Raw genomic sequence first — 23,413 nt, 5'->3', positions numbered from 1 at the left:
CCTGCCTTCCCACACGTCGCGGCGACAACGCGGGGCCCGGCCCGCGCGCCGGGGCCGCGCGCCCGGCCCGCGCGCCCGTGGATCCGCAGGCCGGGCCGGGGTCGGGACGATTTCGTTGCGGCGGGAACTTTCGGCACCCCCACAGACGTACGATTACCGGCTGGATTCAGACAGCGAGACGCCGCGGGGGTGCCCGGGTCCCGCTGGTATGCGGGGAGTTGTATGCGTCACTTTGGGCATCTTGCGCCGGACATCCGGAAGGCTCTGTTCCACCAGGAGCCGGTGGAGTTCACCACCGATTCCCCGGCCCGTACGCTCGCGGCTGCCCTGGGTGCCACGCTCTACAGCCCCGCCACCCGCCCGCGGCTCGCCGCCGACGTCCTCAAGCAGGCCGGGCGCGGGGTCCTGTCCATGGTGCTGTGCCTTGAGGACTCCATAGGGGACGGGGACGTGGCGGCTGGTGAGGAGAACCTCGTGCGGCAGTTCGGACTGCTCGACGAGGCCGCCGAGGCGGGCGAGGAGCTGCCGCTGCTGTTCGTCCGCGTCCGCGAGCCGGGCCAAATACCGGACCTGGTAGGACGGTTGGGCGACGCCGTGCGGAGGCTGTCCGGTTTTGTACTTCCGAAGTTCACCGAGGAACGGGGCGCGCCCTTCCTGGCGGAGCTGGCCGCCGCCGAATCCGCCTGCGGGCGGCGGCTGTTCGCGATGCCGGTGCTCGAATCCCCGGAGCTGCTGCACCTGGAGAGCCGCGCCGCGACGCTCCGGGGCATCGCCAGGTCCGTCGGCGCCCACCGGGACCGGGTGCTCGCCCTGCGGCTCGGCGTCACGGACTTCTGCTCCGCCTACGGGCTGCGCCGGGCGCCCGACATGACCGCCTACGACGTGCAGATCGTCGCCTCCGTGATCGCCGACGTGGTGAACGTCCTCGGCCGTGCGGACGGCAGCGGCTTCACGGTCACCGGCCCGGTGTGGGAGTACTTCCGGCTGCACCAGCGGATGTTCAAGCCGCAGCTGCGCCGCAGCCCGTTCCTGGGGGAGGCCGAGGAGCTGCGCAACGCGCTGATCGAGCACGACATGGACGGGCTGCTGCGCGAGATCGAGCTCGACCGGGCGAACGGCCTGACGGGCAAGACCTGCATCCACCCCTCGCACGTCGCCCCCGTGCACGCCCTCTCGGTCGTCAGCCACGAGGAGTTCAGCGACGCCACCGACATCCTGCGGCCCGAGCGGGACGACGGCGGGGTCCTGCGCTCCGCCTACACCAACAAGATGAACGAGGTGAAGCCGCACCGCGCCTGGGCCGAGCGGACCCTGCTGCGCGCCGAGGCGTTCGGCGTGGCGCGGGAGGACGTCGGCTTCGTGGAGCTGCTGACCGCGAGCCTGCCACCGGCCTGAGGCGCGGCGGACGGGGCGGGCACGGCGGGGACGAAGGCACGGCGGGATCAGCGGGATCAGCGGGCACGGCACGAACGGCAGGAACGGCACGGATGGCGGGAACGGCATGAGCGGCGCGAACGGTACGTACGGCACCGAGGAGGAGACGGTGCGTACGGTGTGGACGGGGGAGTGGGTCGCCGGGCGGCTCGGGGTCGCGCTGAGCGGCGGGGACGAGCTGCCCGAGCTGCTCGGGCTGGCGCTGCGCCGCAACCCCAAGCGGGCCCACCTCCTCGTGTCGAACGTGCTCGGCAAGCACGTCCCGCAGCGCCCGGACGTGGTGCACGGCGCCGGCGTCGGACTCGGGCGCCGGGTGCGCGCGCTGCTCGGGGACGAGGCCGCCGCCCGCTCCGTCGTCCTGGGATACGCCGAGACCGCCACCGGACTCGGGCACTCCGTCGCCGACGGGCTGGGCTCGGCGCCGTATCTGCACTCCACCCGGCGGCCGGTGCCGGGCGTCGACCGGGTGGGCGGCTTCGAGGAGGAGCACAGCCATGCGACCTCCCACCTGCTGCTCCCCGAGGACCGCGAACTCCTCGCCGGCGGCGGCCCGTTGGTGCTCGTCGACGACGAGTTCTCCACCGGGCGCACGGTCCTGAACACCGTCCGGTCGCTGCACGCGCGCTTCCCGCGCGACCGCTATGTCGTCGTCGCCCTGGTCGACCTGCGGTCCGCCGGGGACCGCGACCGGCTGGCGGAGTGCGCGGCCGAACTCGGCGCCCGCGTCGACCTGGTGTCCCTGGCCGCGGGCGGTGTACGGCTGCCCGCGGACGTCCTCGCGCGCGGCCGGGAACTCGTCGCCGCCCACGAAGCCGGCACCGTGGCGGCGGCCCCGCCGCCCGCCCGCGGGAGCGCCCGCGCCGTACGGATCGACCTCGGTTGGCCCGAGGGACTGCCGGACGGCGGACGGCACGGCTTCACCCCGGAGCACCGGGCGCGCCTGGAGGCCGGGCTGCCGGCCATGGCGGCCCGGATCGCGGAGCACCTGGAGGGCGCCCGCCGCGTCCTCGTCCTCGGCAACGAGGAGTTGATGTACGCACCGCTGCGCCTCGCCGCGGCCCTCGACGACCGGATCGGCGGCGGCACCGGCGACCGGACCGTGCACTTCTCGACCACCACCCGCTCGCCGGTGCTCGCCGTCGACGACCCCGGCTACGCGATACGCACCCGGCTGGCCTTCCCCGCCCACGACCGGCCGGCGGACGGGCCCGGGGAGCGCTACGCCTACAACGTCGCCCCCGGCGCCGACCCGGAGCGGCGCTTCGACGCCGTCGTGGCGGTCGTCGACTCCGCGGGCGACCGGCCCGAACTCCACGGCCCCGGCGGCCTGCTGGACCGGCTCGCCGCCCACACCGACCGGCTGCTGCTCGCCGTCGTCCCCGCCTACACCCCGCCCCCGAAGGCCCCGCCCCGGCGCCTTCCCGAGCCGCTGCGCGGCCCCGCCTTCTCCTCCTACGCGCCCGACGAGGTGGGCTGGCTGCTCCAGGACCTGTCCTCGACCGCCCTCGAAGCGCCCACCGAGGAGCGCGAGGAGGCCGTCCAGAGCGGCGGCGCCCACTACGCGGAGTCGCTGCCGGTCGAGTACCAGCCGAGCGAGGCGTACCGGGCGCTCTTCCGCAGCGCGCTGGAGACCTCCGCGGGCCGTGTCGCACGGGCCGTCGGAACGGTCACCGAGACGGTGCTGCGGGAGCGCGGCCCCCGTCCGGTGCTCGTGTCCCTGGCGCGGGCCGGCACCCCCGTCGGCGTGCTGATGCGTCGCTGGGCCCGGCACGCACACGGCCTGGAGCTGCCGCACTACGCCGTCTCGATCGTCCGCGGCCGGGGCATCGACACCACCGCCCTGCGCTGGCTCGCGGACCGGCACGACCCGGCGGACGTCGTCTTCGTCGACGGCTGGACCGGCAAGGGCGCCATCGCCCGCGAACTGGCCCACGCCCTCGCGGACTTCGCCGGCTTCCCGGGTCTCTCCGGCTTCGACCCGCGGCTCGCGGTGCTCGCCGACCCCGGCGGCTGTGTCGACACCTACGGCACCCGCGACGACTTCCTCATCCCGTCGGCCTGCCTCAACTCCACCGTCTCCGGGCTGGTATCGCGCACCGTGCTGCGCGCCGACCTGGTGGGCCCGGACGACTTCCACGGCGCCAAGTTCTACCGCGACCTGGCCGGCAGCGATGTCTCCGGCACCTTCCTGGACACGGTCGGCGCGCGGTTCGACGAGGTCGCCGGGGCGGTCGCCGCGGACACCGCGCAGCTGGCCGCCGCCGACCGCACCCCCACGTGGGCGGGCTGGGCGGCCGTCGAGCGGATCAGCGAGGAGTACGGCATCCACGACGTCAATCTCGTGAAGCCCGGCGTCGGCGAGACCACCCGCGTCCTGCTGCGCAGGGTCCCCTGGAAGATCCTCGCGCGGCGCGGCGCCGGCACCGACCTCGACCACGTACGCCTGCTCGCCGACCAGCGCGCGGTGCCCGTCGAAGAGGTGGCCGAACTCCCCTACACCTGCGTCGGGTTGATCCACCCCCGCTACACCCGCGGGGCCACCGGCGCGGGCGGCACGGCGGTGGCCTCCCGATGACCGCACTCGTCGCCGGCGACCTCGACCGGACGCTGATCTACTCCGCCGCCGCGCTGGAGCTGAACGGGTCCGATGCCGACGCCCCGCGGCTGCTCTGCGTCGAGGTCCACGAAGGCGCACCGCTGTCCTACATGACCGAGACGGCCGCCGCGCTGCTCGCCGAAGTGGCCGCCACCGCCACCTTCGTGCCGGCCACCACCCGCACCCGGGAGCAGTACCGGCGCGTCCATCTCCCGGGCCCGCCCCCGGAGTTCGCGGTCTGCGCCAACGGCGGCCACCTCCTCGTACGCGGCGAGTCCGACCCCGACTGGCGGCGCACGGTCGGCGCCCGGCTCGCCGCGCAGTGCGCCCCGCTGGACGAGATCCGCGGGCACCTGCTCCGCACCGCCGACCCGGCCTGGCTCCGCAAGGAGCGCATCGCCGAGGACCTCTTCGCCTATCTGGTCGTCGAGCGGACGCTGCTGCCGGACGGCTGGGTGCAGGACCTCGCCGGCTGGGCCGGCACCCGCGGCTGGACGGTCTCCCTCCAGGGCCGCAAGCTCTACGCCGTGCCGCAACCGCTCACCAAGAGCGCCGCGGTGGCCGAGGTGGCCCGCCGCACCGGCGCCGCCGGCATCCTCGCGGCCGGCGACTCGCTGCTCGACGCCGACCTGCTGCTGGCGGCGGACCGCGGCTGGCGCCCCGGCCACGGCGAACTGGCCGCAGCCGGCTGGCAGGCCCCCCATGTCACCGCGCTGGAGGCGCGCGGGGCGGCGGCCGGCGAGGAGATCGTCCGGGCCTTTCACGCCGCCGCCGGTGGCTCGCGGAGCGACGGCTGAAGCCGGTGGCGCGGTGGGCGCTCCGCTAGCCTCCTAGGTCCTTGTGGCGCCGTGGCGTTGCGGCGCCCCGGCGGTCCCGTCCGCACCGGCCGGGACCGCCGCCCGGGATCAGGAGGAGTGCTGATGGCCGAGTCCAAGAACACGCCGATCACACCGGAGTTGTACGACTACGTCCTCGCGCACAATCCGCCGCTGGACGCCGCGCAGCGCGGTCTCGTGGACCTCACCCACGAGCGGTTCCCCGGCGCGGCGGGGATGCAGTCGGCGCCGGAACAGGGGCCGCTGCTGGCCTTCCTCGTCCGGCTGACCGGGGCGCGGCAGGTCGTCGAGGTGGGGACGTTCACCGGCTTCGCCACCCTCGCCATGGCGCAGGCGCTGCCGCGCGGCGGCACGGTGGTCACCTGCGACGTGTCCGAGGAGTGGACGGCGTACGCCCGGGAGGCATGGGCGGCGGCGGGCGTCGCGGACCGCATCGAGCTGCGGATCGCGCCCGCGCTGGAAACCCTCCGGGCGATGCCGCCCGAGCCGCATCTCGACCTGGTGTACCTCGACGCGGACAAGGGCGGCTATATCGCCTACTGGGAGGAGCTGGTGCCGCGGCTGCGGCCCGGTGGCCTGCTGGTGGCCGACAACGTCCTGTACCAGGGCAAGGTCACCAACCCCGCGGCGACCGGATCGGCGCTGGCGATCCGGGAGTTCAACGACCACGTCCGGGAGGACGGGCGCATGGAGTCGGTGCTGCTCACCGTGGCGGACGGGCTGACGCTGGCGCGCCGGCGGTAGCGGCTCAGCCGCAGCACCCGCCGCCGCAGCACCCGCCGCCGCCCCCGCCGCCTGGTGCCGGGGCGGGCGCGGCGGCGGAACCGCCGACGGCGACCGCGGAGAGCAGCTTCACGGTGTCCTCGTGGCCTTCCGGGCAGACGGCCGGGGCGGAGGACTCGGCCATCGGCCGGTTCAGCTCGAAGGTGGTGCCACAGGGGCGGCACCGGTATTCGTAACGAGGCATGGCCCCAGGTTAGCCGCGGTGCCGCTCACCGCACGACGGTGCCGGGTGGCGCGCCCAGCAGGCCCAGTTCCGCGGGTGGGGGCGCCCTCCCAGTCGCCCGCGGAGGCGACCGCGAAGGCGCCGGTGGTGGCCGCCCGCGCCAGGCGCCCGGCCAGGTCCGCGCCGTCCAGCAGCGCCGAGAGGTAGCCCGCCACGAAGGCGTCGCCGGTGCCCACGGGGTCCACCGCCCGGACCGGGGTGGCCGGCCGGTGGCGGGAGCCGGAGTCGGTGAACGCCGTCGCGCCGGCCGCGCCGTGCGTCACCACCACCTCGCGGACGCCGAGGTCCAGCAGCCGCGCCGCGCCCTCGGCGGTGCCGCCCGGCGGTCCGGGCAGGCACCGCGGCAGCTCGTCGTCGGAGGCGATGACGAGGTCCACGGACGGCAGCCACTCGCGCAGCAGCGCGCCGGCCTCGTCCGCGGTCCACAGCCGGGCCCGGAAGTCAGTGGTCCTCGATGCCGCGGGGTCCTGCCCGAGGAGGCACTCCGCCAGCACCTCCACGGCCGCTCGGACCGACCCGGCGTGCCCCTCGACGACGGGTTCGCCCCAGCCGACGACGCCGTCGTCGGTCTCCACCCGGACGAACATCCAGCGCGGCGGGGCCAGGAACGTCTCGATACGGGTGATCTTCAGGGATCGGGCCATGGGGAGGGGACCGTCCTTTCGGCGAGGAGCACGAGGCGTCCACCCCTCCCTCCATCGCCACGGCACGGGGCCCGCACCACCCCCGGGGGCGGCGGCCTTCCGGCCTGTCCGACGGGTCGGGGTCGGAAGGGCCCTACGGAAAGTCGCGCGCCGACTTGTCGAGCAGCTCCAGCATCGTCATGTAGGCGCCGTCGAGATCCCGGTCCCGTACGGCCGCGGCCACCGCCGCGTGCCGCGCGTGCGGATGCTCGAACTCCCCGCCGGAGGCGTACATCGCCCGCCCGCGGTGGATGAGGACGGGCACGATCACCCGGTGCATCTGGGCGTAGAAGCGGTTGTTGGACGCGACCAGCATCGCCATGTGGAAGGAGGCGTCGGCGCGCACCAGCAGCACCGGATCGTCCTCGGTCGCGGCCATCGCGCTGAGCGCGGCGTTCAGCGCCTCCAGGTCGTCGTCCGTGCGGCGCTCCGCGGCGAGCGCCGCCGCCGCGGGCTCGATGGAGCGGCGGAGCTCCAGCAGGTCGGCGAAGAAGTCGGACGAGGCGCCGGCCGCCAGCTTCCAGCGCAGGACGTCGGAGTCGAGGAGGTTCCACTCCTCCCGGGGGCGGACGTAGGTGCCGTGGTTCGGGCGGGTGGCGAGCACCCCCTTGGCCGTCAGCACCTTGATCGCCTCACGCAGCACGGTCTGGCTGGCGTCCAGTTCCGCCATCAGCTCCTGAAGGGCGAGGACGTCTCCCTCGCCGTAGGCGCCGCTGAAGATCCGCTGGGCCAGCGCCTCGACCGCCGCTCCGTGGGACCCGTGTCCCGCCCGGGAGTCGGCGTTTCCCCGCTGCGTCATGGCTGCTCCCCGTGCTCTCCCGTTCCTCGACCGGTGGCCGTCGGTCCCAGTCGGCAGCGCGTACCGGGCCGACCGACCCGCCCCGGTACGCCCCGATGCCTCCTCGCCCCGACTCGCGGCTCCTTGGCTCACGGCTCCTTGCTGCCGGTGTCGTCCGGGCCGGTTCGGGTGTCCGTGGCGGGGCCCGCACCCCGGCCCGTCTCGGAGGCGCCCGCCGTCGTACCGCCCCTCTTGTCCGCGGCACCGCTCGCGCCGGCACCGTGGCCCGCGGCGGTGGTTGGGAGGTCGCCCGCGTGCCGGTGCGGGCCGGTGAGGCTGGTCCCGGGGCCGAGCGAACCGCGTCCGCCGTGCCAGGCGCCCTGCATGTTCACCCGCGCCGCCTGCCGTCCGGCCGTCATACCGGCCACCGGGTGCAGTTCCCCCCGGGCGAAGCGTTCCGCCTCCTCGGGGTGCCGGGCGCGCCAGTAGGGGTTGTCGTGCGACAGCCCGCCGCTGACCCGTCCGTACATCCCGAACACCAGCAGCAGCAACCCCACCACGAAGCTGAAGAGCACGTTCTGGATCTTGAAGGCCAGGAAGTTTGCGTCGGTACCGAGCAGCCCCAGATTCACGAAGCCGCTCAGCAGGAACAGCGCGCCCCACAGGATGTTCCAGGACGAGGCGAAGTTCCCGCCGATCACCATGCCGCCGAAGAGCAGCGCCCCGACGACGATCGAGAGCACGCTGAGGGCGCCGTTGGTCTCCAGCCCGGCGACGGTCGCGCCGCCGGTGTCGAAGAAGCCGATGTGATGGGTCAGACCGAGGATGCCGAACGCGACCAGCACCAGCCCCATCAGTCCGGCACCGATCCGGTAGACCTGGCTGAGCCGATGGTCCACCGGCAGATGCTCGTCGAGTTGGGCGCGCCGCCGCTTCAACCGCTGCAGTGGATTGACGGGGTGCAGGGTGCCGCCAGTAGCCCCAGTTGCCATCTCCGGCCTCCTTCGCGCAGATGAGCCGCCTGGCCGTACTCACACCCAGGATCCGCCAAGGGGCCGGTTCACGCCATCGCGCGCCCACGGAAACGCAGAAGTCCGGACCGCCCGGGGAACCGGACCGCCCGGGGAACCTCATCGGCCGGGACAGGTGCACACCTCGGCACCGCGCACGGGGATCCCCAGGCCAGGAAGGACCCGGTACCGGCTACCCGGCACCGGGTACCCGGTACCTTCTCCCGCCTCAGCCGCCCGCGCCGCCGCCCCGCGTCTCGCGGATCTCCTGCACTACCCGGGCGGCCGTCTCCCGCACCGCCTCCGTCTCGGTCAGGAAGTGCCACCAGTCCGGATGCCGCCCCTCGAGGCCGCCGACCGCACGCTCCAGCCGTGCCACCGCCTCGTCCAGCGGGCCGGCGTGCCGCGGGTCGGGCGTGCTCCGCCCGGCCATCGCCAGCCGCTGCGCGTCGCGGACCGCGAACCGGGTCCGGTCGATCTCCTGCTGCCGGTCGACCGAGACCGCGTCCAGCCGCCGCAACCGGTCGCCGGCCGCCGACACCGCCTCGTCCGTGGTGTTCAGCAGCGCCCGTACGGTCGCCAGCCGGCTCGTGGCGTCCGCCCAGCGCTGCTCGTCGCGGGCCCGCTGCGCCTCCCGCAACGTGCTCTCGGCCTCCCCGACAGACCGAGCGGCCTGCTCCGGCACCCGCTGAAGGTCCTGCCAGCACGCCGCGCTGTACCGCCGCCGCAGCTCGCTGAGCACCGGGTCGACCTGCTGGGCGCGGGTCGTGATCGCCTGCGAACGGGTCCGCAGCGACACCAGCCGCTTGTCGATCTCCGCCGCCGTCTCCGGCAGCCGCTCCGCCTCGCCCCGCAGCGCCTCGGCCGTGCGCAGCACCTCGTCGGCCCGCCGGATCGTCTCCGGTACGCCGTGCGCTCCGGCGCCCTGGTTCAGCTTGGTCAGCTCCGGGCCGAGCGCCGCCAGCCGGGCCGCGAGGTCGTCCGCCCGCAGGCCCTGCGCGCGCACCGCGTCCAGCGCGTTGCTCGCCGCCAGCAGCGCCTGCCGCGCCCGCTCCACGGCCGGTGCCAGCCGCGCCAGCTGCGTCTCGGCGCCCTCCAACAGCGGGGCCAGGCTCTGCGCGAACCAGTCGAGCTCCCCCTTGACGCGCTCCAGCTCCTCCCTGGCCCGCGTCAGATCGGCCCGCGCCCGCGCCACCGCCGCGCCGTCGAGGTCGTCCCGGTCCAGATCGTGCGAGTCGACCGCGGTGATGTAGCCCTGGCTCACCTGGTCGATCCGGCGGCCGAACCCCTCGTACTCCACCGCGGCCTGCCGCGCCCGCTGCGAACTGTCGACGGCGGTGATCGTCTCCACCGAGATCCGCAGGTCCCGGTGGGCGGTGTCCAGCTCGTAGAACGCCGCCGCCGCGGCGTCCTTCGCGGCCTGCGCCTCGGCCCGCTGACTCTCCCCGCGCCCGAACCAGCGGCGGGTACCACCACCCGCGAACGCCATCGGCGCCACCGCCGCCAGCAGCGGCAACGGCAGCAGCACGAGCCCCACCACATCCCGCACCGGGCCCCCGCGGGGCCGACGGCGTGCCCGCTCCTCGCACGGCTGCGGCTGCCTGTCTGTCGCCGTCACATCCCTCTCCTGATCGGATCGCCCCAGGGCCGGCTGGCATTCTCCCACCCACCGAAACGAACACCCCGTCCGGTAAGTTCACGCTCCCCGCGACTTCCCGCCCGCGGACGAGCCCCCGGCCCCCCGGCCCCCGACCACGGGTTTGCGGAGTGGGCCCCCGGGCAAGGTAGTCTGTCGGCTCGTCCAGGGCGCATAGCTCAGCGGTAGAGCGCTGCTCTTACAAAGCAGATGTCACAGGTTCAAATCCTGTTGTGCCCACTGCGCTGACCAGCGCGAATGCGGCGAATGGCCTTCCGGAGAGGTGTCCGGAAGGCCATTTTCGTGCGCCGGGGGACAGACCGGGGGACAAGGAGCGGCGCTCATCTCCTCGATGGTCTTCCGGGGCCGTATCGGACGTCATCTGAATACGGCCCTTGGCTCGCGCGGCGGTTACGCAGCGCCTGGTGCCTCGAATTTCGGCGCTCAGGGATACCGTCGAGCCGACCCGTCTCCTGACGGCTCAGGCGGCGGCTTCCCCCACCAGCCATGACGGTGGCTCGGGCGGCGCACCCGCCTGGCGAATCTCGGCGCCTCCTGGAGTGGTCAGCTCCCGCTGCGTCTCATGGACTTCCGTGAGCAGGTGCGTCACCAGCTCTTCCAACCGCGGGCCGGTGGTGTCCTTGGGGACGGTCACCCAGACCGGTCCGCCATGTCGTGTGTCGCCGACGGCGTGTCCGCAGAAGCCCTTCGCGCCGCGTTCGGATTTGACGATCCGCACACCGCAGTAGTCCATGAGCTCCTGCAGGGACGCAACGGCATCCGGCTGGGCGTACTCGCGCCCCTGCGCGATGAACTCGTTGAGAGTGCAACGCAGTTGGTCGGCCTCCTCGAACGCCAAGGCCGCGTAATGCCGCTTCTCGCTGCTGCCGATCCCAAGACCGATCTGTGGCAGCCGGGCGTGCGGCAGGTGTTCCATGACGAGATCGAGAAACTCGGCCTCCAGCCCGTACTTCGTGCGGATCCTGGGCTGGAGCTTCAGCTCCGTGCTCTCCTCGTGCGCGGCATGGAAGTGGTCGACCAGGAGCCCGGTCGGGGTGTGCTCCTCCGAGTCCCGGTGCTAGCACCAGGGCGGGCAGGGGGCGACGAGTTCGAGCGGATGGGTTGCTGTCTCATAGTGGTCGACCGACTCGGCCGCGCCGCCGAGGATGACGGTGTCGTATCGGTGCCTGAGACCGCGCAGCCGCAGCGCGAAATGCTCCAGGCCGGCGATGAACAAGCCCAGGGCGGCGCCGTCCAGCTCGGCCGAGCCGTCGGTGGCCGAGAGCCGGACGCGGGGCGGCTCGCCGAGTGCCTCCTCGTCGTGGCCGAGGCCGATCTGCACGGACAGCAGGGGGACTTCGATGCTCGGGCTCGCTCCTTCCGGGGCCGTCAGGCGTACTGGGGCGCTGATGTGGCTTCCTGTCGCCTCGGCGTGCGGATCGCGTGCGCACCAGTTGGGGCACTCGTGCTCGGCAGGGTGCAGGGGCAGGACAGTTGCGGCGGACATGGTGTCTCCTTTCGCCTCCCGGGCGCCCACGCGGCCGGTGCGGTCGTCGTGCTGGTCCGGAGATGCGGTTGCGCCGCTTGGCCGGAAGTGGGGTTCCGTCGGGCGGTGCGCGGGACAGGTACCGGGGAGAGGCCGGAGTTCTGTGTGCGACGGGAGGGGACATGACCGTACGGCGGCTCAATCACGCGGTGCTGTACGTCCGCGATGTGGCGCGGTCGGTGGCGTTCTACACCGAGGCCCTCGGGCTGGTGGTGAGCTGGGAGATTCCGGGGCGGGCGACTTTCCTCAGCGCGCCCGGGTCGCTCAATGATCACGACCTGGGGCTGTTCGCGGCGGACCCGGACGCACCGGGGCCGGACGGCGGCCGGATCGGGCTGTACCACCTCGCCTGGGAGGTCGGCACGCTCGGCGACCTCGCGGCGGCCGAGGCGCGGCTCAGCGCACGCGGTGCCCTGGCCAAGACCAGCGACCATCTGGTGTCCAAGTCGCTGTACGCCGCGGACCCGGACGGCAACGAGTTCGAGGTGATGTGGCGGGTGCCGCGGGAGGACTGGCCGGGCGCGGACGAGCCGGACCGGTCGCGTCCGCTCGACATGGCGGCGGCGCTGGAGCGTTGGGGGCCGGACCTGGTGACCGGCGCGGCGGCGGGCTCGGCCACGTAGGAGGTACGGGGCGAGGGTGGACGGGGGCGAGAAGCGGACGCGGGCGAGGGCAGGTCGGCTGCGGCGTTGCTGCCGGCCGTCACCATCGGGGTCACTTCGGTCGCGGTGTCGAAGCCGATACCGAAGCGGGATTCTTCAGCGAGGTTCTTCACCGTTCTTCCGGAACGCCACCGCCCGGTCACTCCCACCGCGCCCGGACGGGGCAGGGTGAAGCCAGTGGTGCAGCGTCCCGTTTGTGGTTCGCGGTAGGCCCCTGGCTCTCCTCTGGCCCTCCTCGGTGGCGCTCTGCGGTCCTCAGTAATCCAGAGAGGACAGGAAGGTGTGCAGTTCCCGGTCGAAGTGCGGGGTGTTCTCCAGATTGACCATGTGGCCGGCGGCCGGTATGCGGACCCTCCGGGCGCCGGGGACGTTGAGTGCTATCGCATGGGCGTTGGCGGATATGTCGGAGGAGTCGAGGTCGCCGTCGAGGACGATCGTCGGTACCCGGATCTCGCCCAGCCGGTCGAAGGCGCCGACCTCAAGGGGTACACCGGCGCCCACGCCGTCGGCATGTACCTCGACATTGGCGGTCGCCGAGGCGCGCATCCGCTCACGGAAGCCGGGGTGCACGGTGGACGGTGCGCGGTGCGGCCCGTCCACCCACATCCGCAGGAAGTGCTCCACGTAGCGCTCCGCGCCGTCCGGTTCGCCGATCGCGGCGACCTGCTCCTTGATGTGCGCCAGGACGAACGGGTCGGTGAAGGCCCGGCCGCTGATCCCGGGGGCGGCGAGGGCGAGGGCGGTGACCCGGTCCGGGTGGGCCAGGGCGGTGTCGAGCGCGACGCGGGAGCCGTGGGAGAGGCCGACGAGGACGGCGCTCGGGACGTCGAGGGCGTCCAGGAGGGCGGCGAGGTCGTCGTGGTTGGCCCAGTCGCCGGTCACGGTGGAGGAGAGCCCGTGGCCGCGCGAGTCGTAGCGGATCACGCGGAGCCCGGAGTTGACCAGCCAGGCGAACTGCTCGTCCCACATGTGCTGGTCGAGCATCCCGCCGTGCAGCAGCACCACCGCGGGACCCGCGCCGGCCGTCTCGTAGAACAGCTCGCCGTCGTCGATCGGGACGGTGCCGTTGTCGATCTCGGACCAGGCGCTGAAGTCGTGGGTCATTCTCCGGGCCGTTCTGTGTGGGAGAGGGGAGTGGAGGGGCGGATGGGCGGGCGGCTGCTCGGTGTTATGGCGCGGTCGGGGTGGTAGGGGTGGGTTCGGTGGGCTGTGTCGTATCTATGGGAGTGGATTCACTGATATCGGGATTGCCGCTTTCCTCCGAGGGAACGCGCGAGCCGTCCGCCAAGTGCCGGAATTCCTCGCCGAGCCGGTCGAGGACGCGCAGTGCGGTGCGGACGTCCGCCGCCGACAGGTCGGTCAGCCCGCGCCGCAGTTCCGCCGCCTCGGAGTCCTGGATCCCGCGCATCACCTCCGAGCCCTCGGTGGTGAGCCGGATCAGGGACGAGCGGCGGTGCGCGGGGTTCGGGGCCGTCACCACCAGGCCCAGGTCCGCCGCGTGGTTCACCCAGCGCTGCACCGGCTGCCGGTCCAGGTCCAGTGAGCGTGCCAACTGCGGGACCGTTCGCGGGCCTTGGGCGCGCAGCGCGTCGAGCAGGGCGTGCTCGCCGGCGGTCATGCCGGTGCCTCGCAGCTCGCGCTCCACGGCGCGCACGATCGTCCGGTGCAGCGGCCACAGGCGCCGTATGACGCCGTACAGCAGGTCCTCGACGGCGGCGGGCTCGCCGGCGTCCATCCGCTCGCCGGCATCCACCTGCCCGGCGCGCTCCTGTTCTGCGTCCGTCCGCTCGGCGCCCTCGTGCTCGGCGTACTTCCGCTCGGCGCCTTTCGGTTTGGTGGCGCCCCCCTCATCGACACTCATGATGTCATGATGACACCGTTGATGTCGTTTGGGAAGGGTGTTGGCGAGGAAAGGAGTTGAGGAAAGGAGTTGACGGGGTGACGGGACGAGAGGCAGGCGGGGTGGCGGATGAAGGTCGGATTGCTGCGCGCGGTGGGGGCGGCCACGGCGGTGTACGGAGTGGCTGTCACGGCACTGCCTGATGTGCTGGCGCGCCCCTCGGGGCTGGTGGACGCGCGCGGGCGGACCGGGGTCGCGACCAGGACCTCTCTGCGGCCGGTCGGCTGGCGGGACGCGGCGAGTGGTCTGGCGATGGTGCTGGCGCCCGAGGGGCCGGCGTTGCGCACGGCCGCGTGTCTGCGGATCGCGGCCGACTTCGGCGATGCCGCACTGCTGGGGCTGACCCTGCCGGGGCGTGGGCGGCGGCGGAAGGCGGTGGCGGTGTCCGTGGGGTGGGGTGCGCTTTCGGTGCTGGGCCTGGTGGCGTCCGGCGGGCGAGAGAAAGGGGAGGGGGGAATGGGGGAAAGGGGAAGAAAAGGGGAGAAGAGGGAGAAGAGGGGGCGGAGGAAAGAGAGAAGAAAAGGGAAGGGAGGTGGTGAGGTGGGGGATGTTGGGAGGCCGGGTGTGCGGGTTATTCGTCCGCTGCCGGTGGTGCCTCGTCGGGGGTGAAGGTGACGACGAGGTCGGCGCGTTCGCGGGTGGTCGCGATCAGCCGGGCGTTGGGCTCGTCCGAGGTGCGGACGAAGTGCTCGGCGTGGGTCTTCGGGCGGCCGAAGCGCTCATGGCGCGCGATGAGCCGGCGGACCCGCTCCGTGGTGTCCAACTCCATGTACCAGACCTCGTCGAGCAGTTCGCGGACCTGTGCCCAGGGGTCGGAGTAGAGCAGGAGGTAGTTGCCCTCGGTGATGACGAGCGGGATGTGGGGGGCCACGGGGATGCTGCCGGCGATCGGCTCCTCGATGCGGCGGTCGAAGGCCGGGGCGTAGACGGGGGTGCCGGACTCCCGTGCGCGCAGGCGGGCGAGCAGCGCCGCGTATCCGGCGGGGTCGAAGGTGTCGGGTGCGCCCTTGCGGTCGGTGCGCCCCAGGCGGCGCAACTCCGCCTCGGCGAGATGGAATCCGTCCATCGGTACGAGCACGGCCTGGCTCGCCAGCTCCGCCGCCAGATGCGCGGCGAGGGTGGATTTGCCGACGCCCGGCGGGCCGGTGATGCCGAGCAGGCGGCGTCGGCGGGGGGTCGCGGAGGCGGCGAGCCGGCGGGCTCGGGTCAGCAGATGCGCGGGATCCATGGTGGGTACATCGTGCCTGATGGACGGGTGGCCAGAGGAGATCGGGGGAGATCGGACGAGACCGGGGGAGGTCGGAGGAGATTGGACGAGACCGGGGAGTTCGCGCGTTCCGCCGTCCGCTCTGCCGGGGCAGCGGTGGTGCGCCGTGGCCCGGTTCAGTGCGGTGCGCCATGCCGTGTGCCGTGCCGATTGCGGTGCCGGGTTCGTTGCGGCGGTTGCTGCCGGGGCGGCGGCTGTCCGCCACCGGCGACCGGCGCGGCATACGGCAGGTCGTCCACGGAGGGGCCGAGCAGCCGGGCGCCGGGATCCGGAGGCAACGGGCGGGCGTCTGCGCGGTGTTGTGGCGGGTGTGCGGTACGTCGTGCGGTGGCACGGCGCGGATATCCGGGGACGGCCGGCGGGTGGTCCGGCGCCCGCCCCCCCCGGGAGGGCGTCAGCCCGCCGCGCCCAGCCGCCACAGTGACGTGACCTCGGCGGCGCGGGCCACGTGGAGCGGGTCGGAGGTGTCGCGGGCGCGCGGGTGGCGCGGTGTGATGTCGAGCCTGCCGAGGACGCTGAGGCCGGACGCGGCGAACGCGTCGAGGAGTTCGGCGTGCGGACGCAGACCGAGGTGCTCGGCCAGGTCGGAGAGGATCAGCCAGCCCTCGCCGCCCGGTGCCAGATGCTCCGCGAGACCGTTCAGGAATCCGTGCAGCATCCGGTTGCCCGGGTCGTAGACCGCGCGCTCCACGGGGGAGGTCGGTTTGGCGGGCACCCAGGGGGGATTGCAGACGATCAGCGGGGCGCGGCCGTCCGGGAAGAGATCGGCCTCGACCACCTCCACCTGGCCGGCGACGCCCAGCCGTTCGGTGTTCTCGCGGGCGCAGGCCAGCGCGCGCGGATCCTGGTCGGTGGCCACGATCCGGCGCACCCCGCGCCGTGCCAGTACCGCTGCCAGTACGCCGGTGCCGGTGCCGATGTCGAACGCCAGCTCCCGGCTCGGCAGCGGCGCCTCGGCGACCAGGTCCACGTATTCGCCGCGGGCCGGGGAGAAGACGCCGTAGTGCGGGTGGATCCGGTCGCCGCCCAGGGCCGGGATCTCGACGCCCTTCCTGCGCCATTCGTTGGCGCCGATGAGGCCGAGCAGTTCGCGGAGCGAGACCAGCGAGGCGGTCCCGGTGGGCGCGGACGCACCGGCCGGCTCGGGCGCACCGTACGCCCTGGCGCACGCCTCGCGGACGTCCGGAGCGCGGGGCAGCGGGACGGCGAGGTCCGCGTCCAGGGGGACCAGCAGCATGCCCAGGACGCGGGCGCGCTGGTTCTGTGCGGCGCGGTGCAGGTGGAACGCCTGGGCGGGGTCGGCGGGCGGCGCCTTACGGGGGCGGCGGTCGATCCGCCGGGCCATCGCGGTCAGCAGCTGGCGGGCGTTGTGGAAGTCGCCGCGCCAGAGGAGCGCGGTGCCCTCGCAGGCGAGCCGGTACGCCTCGTCGGCCTTGGTCCGGTCGTCCGCGATGACGATCCTGCGGGGTGGCGGGGCGCCGTTCTCGGAACGCCAACGGGCGGAACGGGCCTCGTCGGCCTCGGTCCATTCGACGACCGGCGGTTGGTTCACCGAAATGTGCCTCGCGTTAGTGGTTCGAACTCCCGCATCCTGGGCCGCTGTGGCGCGGCGCCGTGCCTGCCCGGAGGGGCGGCGGGGAGCGGGTGATGACGATCGACTCTACTCCGTGTCGGGGGCGGGACCTTTGTCCCTGTCCCCGCCGCCGGCGCGTGGGCAGGATGAGAGCACGGCCACGTATCGCGCACAGCGCGCACACGCTGACATGTGGAGGCGCGTACGGACACCCTTCCGGTCATCGCCGCCGTGGACGGATCTCCGGACGGCGAGCGGGCGTTGCGCTGGGCGGTGCGGGCGGTCCGGCTGCGGTGCCCGCCCCCGCGCCGGATGCGCCGACGGTCCGTACGCGCCGGATGCACTGGATGATCGGTACGTGATGATCGGCACGTGCCGGCGGTCCGTACGCGCCCGATGCGTTGGATGTTCCGCACGTGCCGGAGGGTCCGTATGCGTCGGGCCGCCGCCCGGGTGTCAGTGGGCGGTGGCCCGACGCTCCGGCCGGCGCATGAGGAACGCGGCCACCGAGCCGGCGACGAAGAGGGCGAAGACGGAGAGCGCGGCGCTGATCCAGGAGGTGCCGAGCCAGTGCCCGCCGAAGTAGCCGAGGCTCACGCTGTAGGCGGCCCAGACGAGCCCGGCCAGCGCCGACCAGGGGAGGAACTCGCGGACCGTGCGGTGCGCGACACCGGCGCCCAGGCTGACCACGGAGCGCCCGGCGGGTGCGAAGCGGGCCAGTACGACGATGCCGCCGCCGCCCCGCGTGAGCGCCGCACCGAGCCGCTCCTGGGCCGCGGCCAGCCGGCGGGAGCGGCCGATGGCGCGGTCGAAGCGGTCGCCGCCGCGCCAGGCCAGCCGGTAGGCGACCATGTCGCCGAGCACCGAGGCGGTGGCCGCGCAGAGCACCAGCGAGAGCATCTCGCCGAGGTGGTTCTCGCCGTGGGCGGATGCGGTGACGTCGGCGGCGGTGCCGGCGGCCGTGGTGGCGGCGGTGATCACCAGGACCCCGCTGGGCAGGATCGGGACGAAGACATCGAGGACCACCGAGAGACCGACGATCGCGTACACCCAGGGGGTGCCGCTGAGGGACCCCAGGCTTTCCACCAACGCATCGCTCCCGGTCCGGACCCCGCCGCGACGTCGCTTGGGGCGGCAGGGGCGGCACTACAGCCGTACAGCGTACGCCCGGCCCCGCCGGCCGAGCGGACCGGGGCGGACTGTGTCCCTCCCCGGGGCGCCGGGTTGCCGGGGGCCGGGCGTACGTCGCGGACGCGGTGCAGGGGCGTCAGGCGGCGCTCGGCTCGCGCTGGGCGGCGGGCGCCGGCGCCTCGTCGGGCGCGCCGAAGAAGAGGCGGTCGAGCGCCCAGGCGCCGGGACCGGTGAAGAAGATCAGCAGGAAGGCCCAGCAGAACATCGCGGATGCCTCGCCGCCGTTCTGGATCGGCCACAGGGCGTGGCCCGCGTGCATCGTGAAGTAGGCGTAGGCCATCGAGCCGGAGCTGATGAACGCCGCCGCGCGGGTGCCCAGGCCGGCCATCACGAGGACGCCGCCGGCGAGTTGGATGACCGCCGCGTACCAGCCGGGCCAGCTGCCCGCCGGGATGGTCGAGCCGTTGCCCATCGCGCCGCCCATGATGCCGAAGAGCGACGAGGCTCCGTGGCAGGCGAAGAGCAGGCCGACGACGACGCGGAAGAGCGCGAGGACGTGCGGGGTCGCTTTGTCGGTGAAGGAGGTGAGGGGAGCGGACACGGGTGACTCCTACGGCTTTGTGGGGACGAAGTAACCGCTGGAGTGGAAGGTTAGGCCCGCCTTACTGTTACTTGCAAGTTCAACATCTTCTGCTTGGGGAACTATTGGTCTGAACCAGGCCGGCCCATGGGGGCGGTGGAGGCGATCGCCGAGACGGACGTGACCGGAGGGTCCTCCGGGGCAGACGGGGCCGGAGAGGCGGGCGGTCGCGGGCACGGCGGCCGGGCGGCCGAGGCGCGCAGCGCCGCCCGGGCCACCGCATCCGTGTCCGCCAGCGTGACCGATCCCACCCCGGGGCGTGCCCCGGCGGCCGTCACCCAGTGCACGCCCTCCGTCGGCACGCCGACCGCGAACCGCCGTGGATGCCACCGCCCGTCCGCCCCGACGAGGTGGTACGGGCTCGGTGACACGTCCAGCCCGCCGGTCTCGTAGCCGTCCGTGGTGTGCGGCCGGCAGCCGCCGTCGGCCAGCAGCCGGGTCAGCAGCGCGTCCCCGGTGCGCCGCACATCCGGTTCCGGGAGCCGGGCCTCTATCAGGCCCGCCGCCGTGACCCGCGAACCCGGCACGTCCGGGGACGAGGCGATGAAACCGGGCGCCTCCTCCCCGGTGCCGATGCGGACCTCCATACGGGGGCCGACGACCTCCAGCACCCCCGCCTCGATGAGCGCCGCCATCTCCTCTGTGCGGCGGCGCGGCGGCCCGATGGACAGGAAGGCGTTCAGCGGGGTGTACCACCGGTCCAGGTGGTCGCGGCGGGACGCGCCCGCCAGCCCGCCGTGGTCGACGATCTGCCGCAGTTCGTTGCGCAGATCCCGCAGCACGTCCAGGGCGGCCTTCACCGGGCCCGACACGTTGTCCTGCCGGGCGTGCGCCACGTCCGCCCGCAGATGGTCCAGCAGCCAGCCGCGGAAATCGGCCCGGCCGGCGAACGGCCGGTCGGCGTGCGGCCGGGACACGCGGTCCCAGTCCCAGCGGTCGGCGGGCGCGATACCGAAGGCGTCGAGGGCAGCGGCCTCCTGGGGACTGCCGTGCGCGCTGACCAGGAAACGCTCCCGGAAGGCGTTCGGGGAGCCCACGAGGGGGCCGTGCCGGGAGTCTTCCGGGGAGCGGCCCCGCGAGTCGTCCGGGGCGCGGCGCGCCAGCAGCGCCTCGTAGTAGACCGCCTCCACCTCCTTGGCCACCAGCGGCCAGACCTCCGTCAGGAAGTCCGGCAGCTCCCCGGATCCGGCCCGCTTGCGGAAGGCCGCGATGACGTCCGGGGTGAGCAGCAGCGGCAGATGGCGGCCGTGCGCGCCCTTCGCGTTGTCGCCGCGCGCGTGGTACGGAACGCCCCGCCGGGAACCCGCGTACAGCAGCGGCTCGCGGCCGGACGGCAGATACCTCAGGGTGCCGTCCGCGCCGGGGGCGAACCGGCCGCCGCGGCCGGTCGTCAGCAGCGCCATGTGATCGAAGAAGTTCAGGCCGAGCCCGCGCAGCAGCACCGGGCGGTCCGGGGGCAGTGCCGCCAACTCCTCGGTGAGATCGGCGGGGTTGGCGGGCGGCAGATACCGCAGCCCGTGCCCGGCGGCGTAGTCGGCGAAGCGCCGCTGCTCCGGGTCCGGGACGGTGTCCAGATGGCCCTGTGCCAGCACGACCGCGCCCAGGCCCGGCAGCGTCCGGCCGTCGTCGAGGGCCAGCGACTGCGTGCCGTCGGGGGCCTCGGTGAGCCGCACCGCGCGGGCCCGGTGGGCGACCACGGTCACGTTCTCCGGTGCGGTCCGCACCGTGTGCCGGAACACCCACTCCAGATACCGGCCGTAGAGCGCCCGCCCCGGATAGTCGTCCGGCCCGACCTCGCACCCCTCCCAGGCGTACAGGCTCGGCCCGGTGCGGATCGGCCCCGCGCACTCGACGCTGTCGTCGGTGAACAGGGTGACCTGCGACGCGACGGTGTTCATCAGCAGCTCGGACGGCTGGGCGGTACGCCATACCTGGCCCGCGCCGGGCGGTGCGGGATCGATGACATGGACGGTCAGCCGGACGCCCGGGGCCAGTTCGGGGGCCGAGGCACAGATCCGCTCCAGCACACTCGTGCCGCGCGGTCCCGCCCCCACGATGGCGACGGCCGGGCGAGTGGGGCGGTCGGTGGGGTGGTCGACAGCCAAGAGCGGCTCTCCCAGGAACGACGGACGGCCGTACGCGGGGGAGCGCGCGGCCATCAGGGGGCGGACGGCGAGCTAGGTGCGCCCCATCATCACCGCCCGAGGCGCCGGCACGGCACCCGCGCAGGCAAAAGATTCAGCCGGATTCGCAGGGGGGCACCGGTCCGGCCGGCGGCCGGCGGGCGGCGAACCGCACGCATCGACGCGTACCCCGGCAACCGGCACATGGACGGAGAACCGGCCGATAGCGGGATGGAGGGTGACGGCGATCAGCTGGGAGCGCGTCAGGTCGTCGGCGAACTCCTGGTGGCGCGCGGTGGTCCCCTGCGCGGCACCGGACTAGCCCGCCTCCGGGGGCGGTAGGACATGGTGGTCCTGGTGCGGTAGGACGTGGTGGTCCTGGTGTTGGAACTCCCTTGCTGCGTAGGGAGGTTGGCGTGCACTCGGGCCCGCTGTGGCGTGGTGGAGGCGCCGTGCTGCGGGCAACGTCGAGTATGGGTGGGCGTCGGGTATCAGCGAGTATGGGTGGGCGTGGGGTATCGGGGGGGCTGCGGGAACGCCTGGGAAAACCGCCGTACCGACGGGACGTCATACCGGCGCCGGGGAACTCCGATGCGGTGCCCCCGGCCCACCCGCCCGCCTACAGTGAGCGCGTGCTCCTGCCGGTCAACGCCACCCTCGGGGTCGTCCTCGCCGTCCTGCTGGCCGCCGCCGTGGCCGTCGCCTCGGTGGCGCGCCTCGGCCACGCCCGGGCCATCGCGCTCGCCGGCCTGCGCGCGGCGGCCCAACTCGCCGCCGTCTCCTACCTCATCGGCTGGGTCGTCGGTGCCCTCCCCTGGCTGCTGTGCTTCCTCGTCCTGATGTTCGCGGTGGCGGTCCGTACGGCCGGCCGTCGCATCACCCAGAACCACACCTGGTGGTGGGCCGCCGTACCGATCGCCGCCGGGGTCCTCCCGGTCGTCGTCCTGCTGCTGCTCACCGGCCTGGTTCCGCCACGCGGCCTCAGCCTGATCCCGGTCACCGGCATCCTCATCGGCGGGGCGCTGACCGCGACCGTCCTCGGAGGGCGCCGGGCGCTGGACGAGCTGGAGCTGCGGCGCGGCGAGTTCGAGGCGGGCCTGGCGCTGGGGCTGCTGGACCGGGACGCGCGTATGGAGGTGGCCCGTCCGGCCGCGTCGGACGCCCTGCTTCCGGGGCTCGACCAGACCAGGACGGTGGGGTTGGTCACACTCCCCGGGGCGTTCGTGGGCATGCTGCTGGGCGGCGCCTCGCCCGTACACGCAGGTGCGGTGCAGCTGTTCGTCCTGGTCGCGCTGCTGGCCGTGCAGGCGTCGTCGTGTGCGGTGGTGCTGGAGCTGGTGGCACGCGGGCGGATCCACCGCGTACCCTTGCCGGCAGCAGAAGGGGAGTAGCTCTTCGCCGGGATCGTCGACATACTGCTCAGCTCGTCTGAGCCGGCGCCCGGAGGCGCGGTAGGTATCGCAGCGCGACAGATGTCGCACTGCGACGCGGTACGTACGCGGTACTTACGCGGTACGTATCCGTACGCGCCAGCGAGACCTTCGGCCGCAGTGTTCGACGCTGCCGTGCCGAAGCGAACCCACTTCCCGGGCCCTTTGGCGCGGCCCGACCGATCGAGGTAATCCGCCCCGTGTTCAGCCTTACCGTCGCCGCCATCGTCTTCGGCGTCATCTTCCTCGCCGAACTGCCCGACAAGACCGCCCTGGCGAGCCTGATGCTCGGTACCCGCTACCGGGCCTCGTACGTCTTCGCGGGCGTCGCCGCCGCCTTCCTGGTGCATGTCGTCCTCGCCATCGCGGCGGGCAGTGTGCTGACCCTGCTCCCGCACCGCCTCGTCCAGGCCGTGGTCGGGGTGCTGTTCCTGGCGGGCGCGGCCGTGCTGCTGTTCCGGAAGGACGACGACGAGGAGGACGTGGTCAAGCCCGCCGACCAGAGCTTCTGGAAGGTCTCCGGGGCGGGCTTCATGATGATCCTGGTCGCGGAGTTCGGCGACCTGACCCAGATCATGACCGCCAACCTCGCAGCCCGCTACAACGACCCGATCTCCGTGGGCGTCGGCGCCGTACTGGGGCTGTGGGCCGTGGCGGGGCTGGGCATTCTGGGCGGACGGACGCTGATGAAGCGGGTGCCGCTGCGGCTGATCACCAAGGTCGCCGCCGCACTGATGGTCGTGCTCGCCGGCTTCAGCCTGTACGAGGCTGCTGCGGGCTGAGGGGTGGTCCCGGGGGCGGGGGTGGTTGTGGGCTGAGGGATCGCCCACGGGGGGTGGGTGTGTGCCGGGGATACCGCCGCCGGGTGTCGGGCCGCTGGGCCTGTGCCGGGTCGCTGGGCTTGTGCCGGGTCGCTGGGGTGTGTCCGGCCGCTGGGCGTGTGTCCGGTGGCGTCCAGGCCGGGCATCGCGATGCGCCGACTTGCGCTGTGCGTCGCGATGCGCGGGGGTCTTTTGCCCTGCCTCTTTACTTACCCCGCCTCTTTACCCTGCCTCTTTGCCCCGCCTCTTTGCCCCGCCGCCCACCCGTACCTCTTTGTTTTTCCCCGCCGCCCCCCCCCCCCCCCGCGGGGGGGGGGGGGGGGGGGGGGGGGGGGGGGGGG

General features: G+C 73.6%; 21 protein-coding genes, 1 tRNA gene and 2 pseudogenes. 9 read left to right on the top strand and 15 right to left on the bottom strand.

What is annotated here, in order from left to right; all coding sequences use genetic code 11:
- Positions 1-222 precede the first annotated feature (222 nt).
- The 4 genes from RZ84_RS11100 to RZ84_RS11085 all read left to right on the top strand — a co-directional run bounded on the left by RZ84_RS11100 (position 223) and on the right by RZ84_RS11085 (position 5,610).
- Positions 223-1,395, top strand: a complete 1,173-nt coding sequence (locus RZ84_RS11100) for an HpcH/HpaI aldolase/citrate lyase family protein (protein WP_043264183.1) — start codon at positions 223-225, stop codon at positions 1,393-1,395.
- Positions 1,396-1,501: 106 nt separating this feature from the next.
- On the top strand, positions 1,502-4,009 hold the full coding sequence (locus RZ84_RS11095) for a phosphoribosyltransferase (protein ID WP_043264182.1): 2,508 nt from the start codon (positions 1,502-1,504) through the stop codon (positions 4,007-4,009).
- A complete protein-coding gene (locus RZ84_RS11090) occupies positions 4,006-4,827 on the top strand; it encodes an HAD family hydrolase (protein ID WP_043264181.1) in 822 nt (273 codons plus the stop codon). Before RZ84_RS11095 ends, RZ84_RS11090 begins: the two co-directional genes overlap by 4 nt.
- 123 nt (positions 4,828-4,950) lie before the next feature.
- On the top strand, positions 4,951-5,610 hold the full coding sequence (locus tag RZ84_RS11085; RefSeq protein WP_043264180.1) for an O-methyltransferase: 660 nt from the start codon (positions 4,951-4,953) through the stop codon (positions 5,608-5,610).
- 4 nt (positions 5,611-5,614) lie between these two features.
- Here RZ84_RS11085 and RZ84_RS11080 read toward each other — a convergent pair whose 3' ends face one another.
- The 6 genes and pseudogenes from RZ84_RS11080 to RZ84_RS11060 form a co-directional block, all read right to left on the bottom strand.
- Positions 5,615-5,833, bottom strand: coding sequence for an FmdB family zinc ribbon protein (locus RZ84_RS11080; protein WP_043264179.1), 219 nt, complete (start codon positions 5,831-5,833; stop codon positions 5,615-5,617).
- On the bottom strand, positions 5,782-6,300 hold the full coding sequence (locus tag RZ84_RS11075) for a carbohydrate kinase family protein (protein WP_347232805.1): 519 nt from the start codon (positions 6,298-6,300) through the stop codon (positions 5,782-5,784). Before RZ84_RS11075 ends, RZ84_RS11080 begins: the two co-directional genes overlap by 52 nt.
- Before the next feature lie 33 nt (positions 6,301-6,333).
- Positions 6,334-6,504 (bottom strand): annotated as a pseudogene (locus RZ84_RS40940) (D-galactonate dehydratase); the annotation flags it as partial.
- A gap of 145 nt (positions 6,505-6,649) precedes the next feature.
- Positions 6,650-7,354, bottom strand: coding sequence for a FadR/GntR family transcriptional regulator (locus RZ84_RS11070; RefSeq protein WP_043264178.1), 705 nt, complete (start codon positions 7,352-7,354; stop codon positions 6,650-6,652).
- Between the two features lie 128 nt (positions 7,355-7,482).
- Entirely contained in the window at positions 7,483-8,325 is an 843-nt protein-coding gene (locus RZ84_RS36420) for a DUF4383 domain-containing protein (protein ID WP_078893688.1), read from the bottom strand.
- 247 nt (positions 8,326-8,572) lie between these two features.
- The gene (locus RZ84_RS11060; protein WP_052229879.1) at positions 8,573-9,892 is read right to left on the bottom strand and encodes a hypothetical protein; all 1,320 of its coding nucleotides are present in this window, start codon (positions 9,890-9,892) and stop codon (positions 8,573-8,575) included.
- A gap of 255 nt (positions 9,893-10,147) precedes the next feature.
- Here RZ84_RS11060 and RZ84_RS11055 point away from each other — a divergent pair.
- Positions 10,148-10,219, top strand: a tRNA-Val gene (locus RZ84_RS11055).
- 241 nt (positions 10,220-10,460) lie between these two features.
- Here the strand turns inward: RZ84_RS11055 and RZ84_RS11050 are convergent.
- Together RZ84_RS11050 and RZ84_RS38860 are read right to left on the bottom strand one after the other, a co-directional pair.
- The gene (locus RZ84_RS11050; protein ID WP_043264177.1) at positions 10,461-10,916 is read right to left on the bottom strand and encodes a hypothetical protein; all 456 of its coding nucleotides are present in this window, start codon (positions 10,914-10,916) and stop codon (positions 10,461-10,463) included.
- A gap of 141 nt (positions 10,917-11,057) precedes the next feature.
- Positions 11,058-11,486, bottom strand: a complete 429-nt coding sequence (locus tag RZ84_RS38860; protein ID WP_157878799.1) for a DUF6907 domain-containing protein — start codon at positions 11,484-11,486, stop codon at positions 11,058-11,060.
- 161 nt (positions 11,487-11,647) lie between these two features.
- Between RZ84_RS38860 and RZ84_RS11040 the strand changes: the two genes are divergently transcribed.
- Positions 11,648-12,148 (top strand): VOC family protein, encoded by a 501-nt coding sequence (locus RZ84_RS11040; RefSeq protein ID WP_043264175.1) that lies wholly within the window; start codon positions 11,648-11,650, stop codon positions 12,146-12,148.
- A gap of 294 nt (positions 12,149-12,442) precedes the next feature.
- Here the strand turns inward: RZ84_RS11040 and RZ84_RS11035 are convergent, their stop codons facing one another.
- Together RZ84_RS11035 and RZ84_RS11030 are read right to left on the bottom strand one after the other, a co-directional pair.
- Complete coding sequence (locus RZ84_RS11035) at positions 12,443-13,291, bottom strand: alpha/beta fold hydrolase (protein ID WP_043264174.1); 849 nt, start codon at positions 13,289-13,291, stop codon at positions 12,443-12,445.
- A gap of 64 nt (positions 13,292-13,355) precedes the next feature.
- Positions 13,356-14,048: a MarR family winged helix-turn-helix transcriptional regulator gene (locus tag RZ84_RS11030; protein ID WP_078893686.1), complete on the bottom strand. Its 693-nt coding sequence runs from the start codon at positions 14,046-14,048 to the stop codon at positions 13,356-13,358.
- 108 nt (positions 14,049-14,156) lie between these two features.
- Between RZ84_RS11030 and RZ84_RS40935 the strand changes: the two are divergent.
- Positions 14,157-14,507 (top strand): annotated as a pseudogene (locus RZ84_RS40935) (hypothetical protein); the annotation flags it as partial.
- 151 nt (positions 14,508-14,658) lie between these two features.
- Here the strand turns inward: RZ84_RS40935 and RZ84_RS11025 are convergent.
- The 5 genes from RZ84_RS11025 to RZ84_RS11005 form a co-directional block, all read right to left on the bottom strand.
- Entirely contained in the window at positions 14,659-15,315 is a 657-nt protein-coding gene (locus RZ84_RS11025; protein WP_043264173.1) for a nucleoside/nucleotide kinase family protein, read from the bottom strand.
- 433 nt (positions 15,316-15,748) lie between these two features.
- Positions 15,749-16,906 (bottom strand): methyltransferase, encoded by a 1,158-nt coding sequence (locus RZ84_RS11020; RefSeq protein WP_043264172.1) that lies wholly within the window; start codon positions 16,904-16,906, stop codon positions 15,749-15,751.
- Positions 16,907-17,383: 477 nt separating this feature from the next.
- Entirely contained in the window at positions 17,384-18,016 is a 633-nt protein-coding gene (locus RZ84_RS11015; RefSeq protein ID WP_043264171.1) for a DedA family protein, read from the bottom strand.
- A gap of 178 nt (positions 18,017-18,194) precedes the next feature.
- Positions 18,195-18,659: a DoxX family protein gene (locus tag RZ84_RS11010; protein ID WP_043264170.1), complete on the bottom strand. Its 465-nt coding sequence runs from the start codon at positions 18,657-18,659 to the stop codon at positions 18,195-18,197.
- Positions 18,660-18,760: 101 nt separating this feature from the next.
- Positions 18,761-20,803, bottom strand: coding sequence for an FAD/NAD(P)-binding protein (locus tag RZ84_RS11005; protein WP_241777657.1), 2,043 nt, complete (start codon positions 20,801-20,803; stop codon positions 18,761-18,763).
- Positions 20,804-21,453: 650 nt separating this feature from the next.
- Between RZ84_RS11005 and RZ84_RS11000 the strand changes: the two genes are divergently transcribed.
- Positions 21,454-22,212, top strand: coding sequence for an ABC transporter permease (locus RZ84_RS11000; protein WP_043269598.1), 759 nt, complete (start codon positions 21,454-21,456; stop codon positions 22,210-22,212).
- Positions 22,213-22,451: 239 nt separating this feature from the next.
- Complete coding sequence (locus RZ84_RS10995) at positions 22,452-23,033, top strand: TMEM165/GDT1 family protein (protein ID WP_043264169.1); 582 nt, start codon at positions 22,452-22,454, stop codon at positions 23,031-23,033.
- Positions 23,034-23,413: the final 380 nt, after the last annotated feature.

This window comes from Streptomyces sp. CT34, assembly GCF_000805335.1.
In the GTDB taxonomy this organism is placed as follows: domain Bacteria; phylum Actinomycetota; class Actinomycetes; order Streptomycetales; family Streptomycetaceae; genus Streptomyces.
The sequence above is the reverse complement of the archived record's forward strand: the minus strand, read 5'-3'. Positions and strand labels throughout refer to the sequence as shown.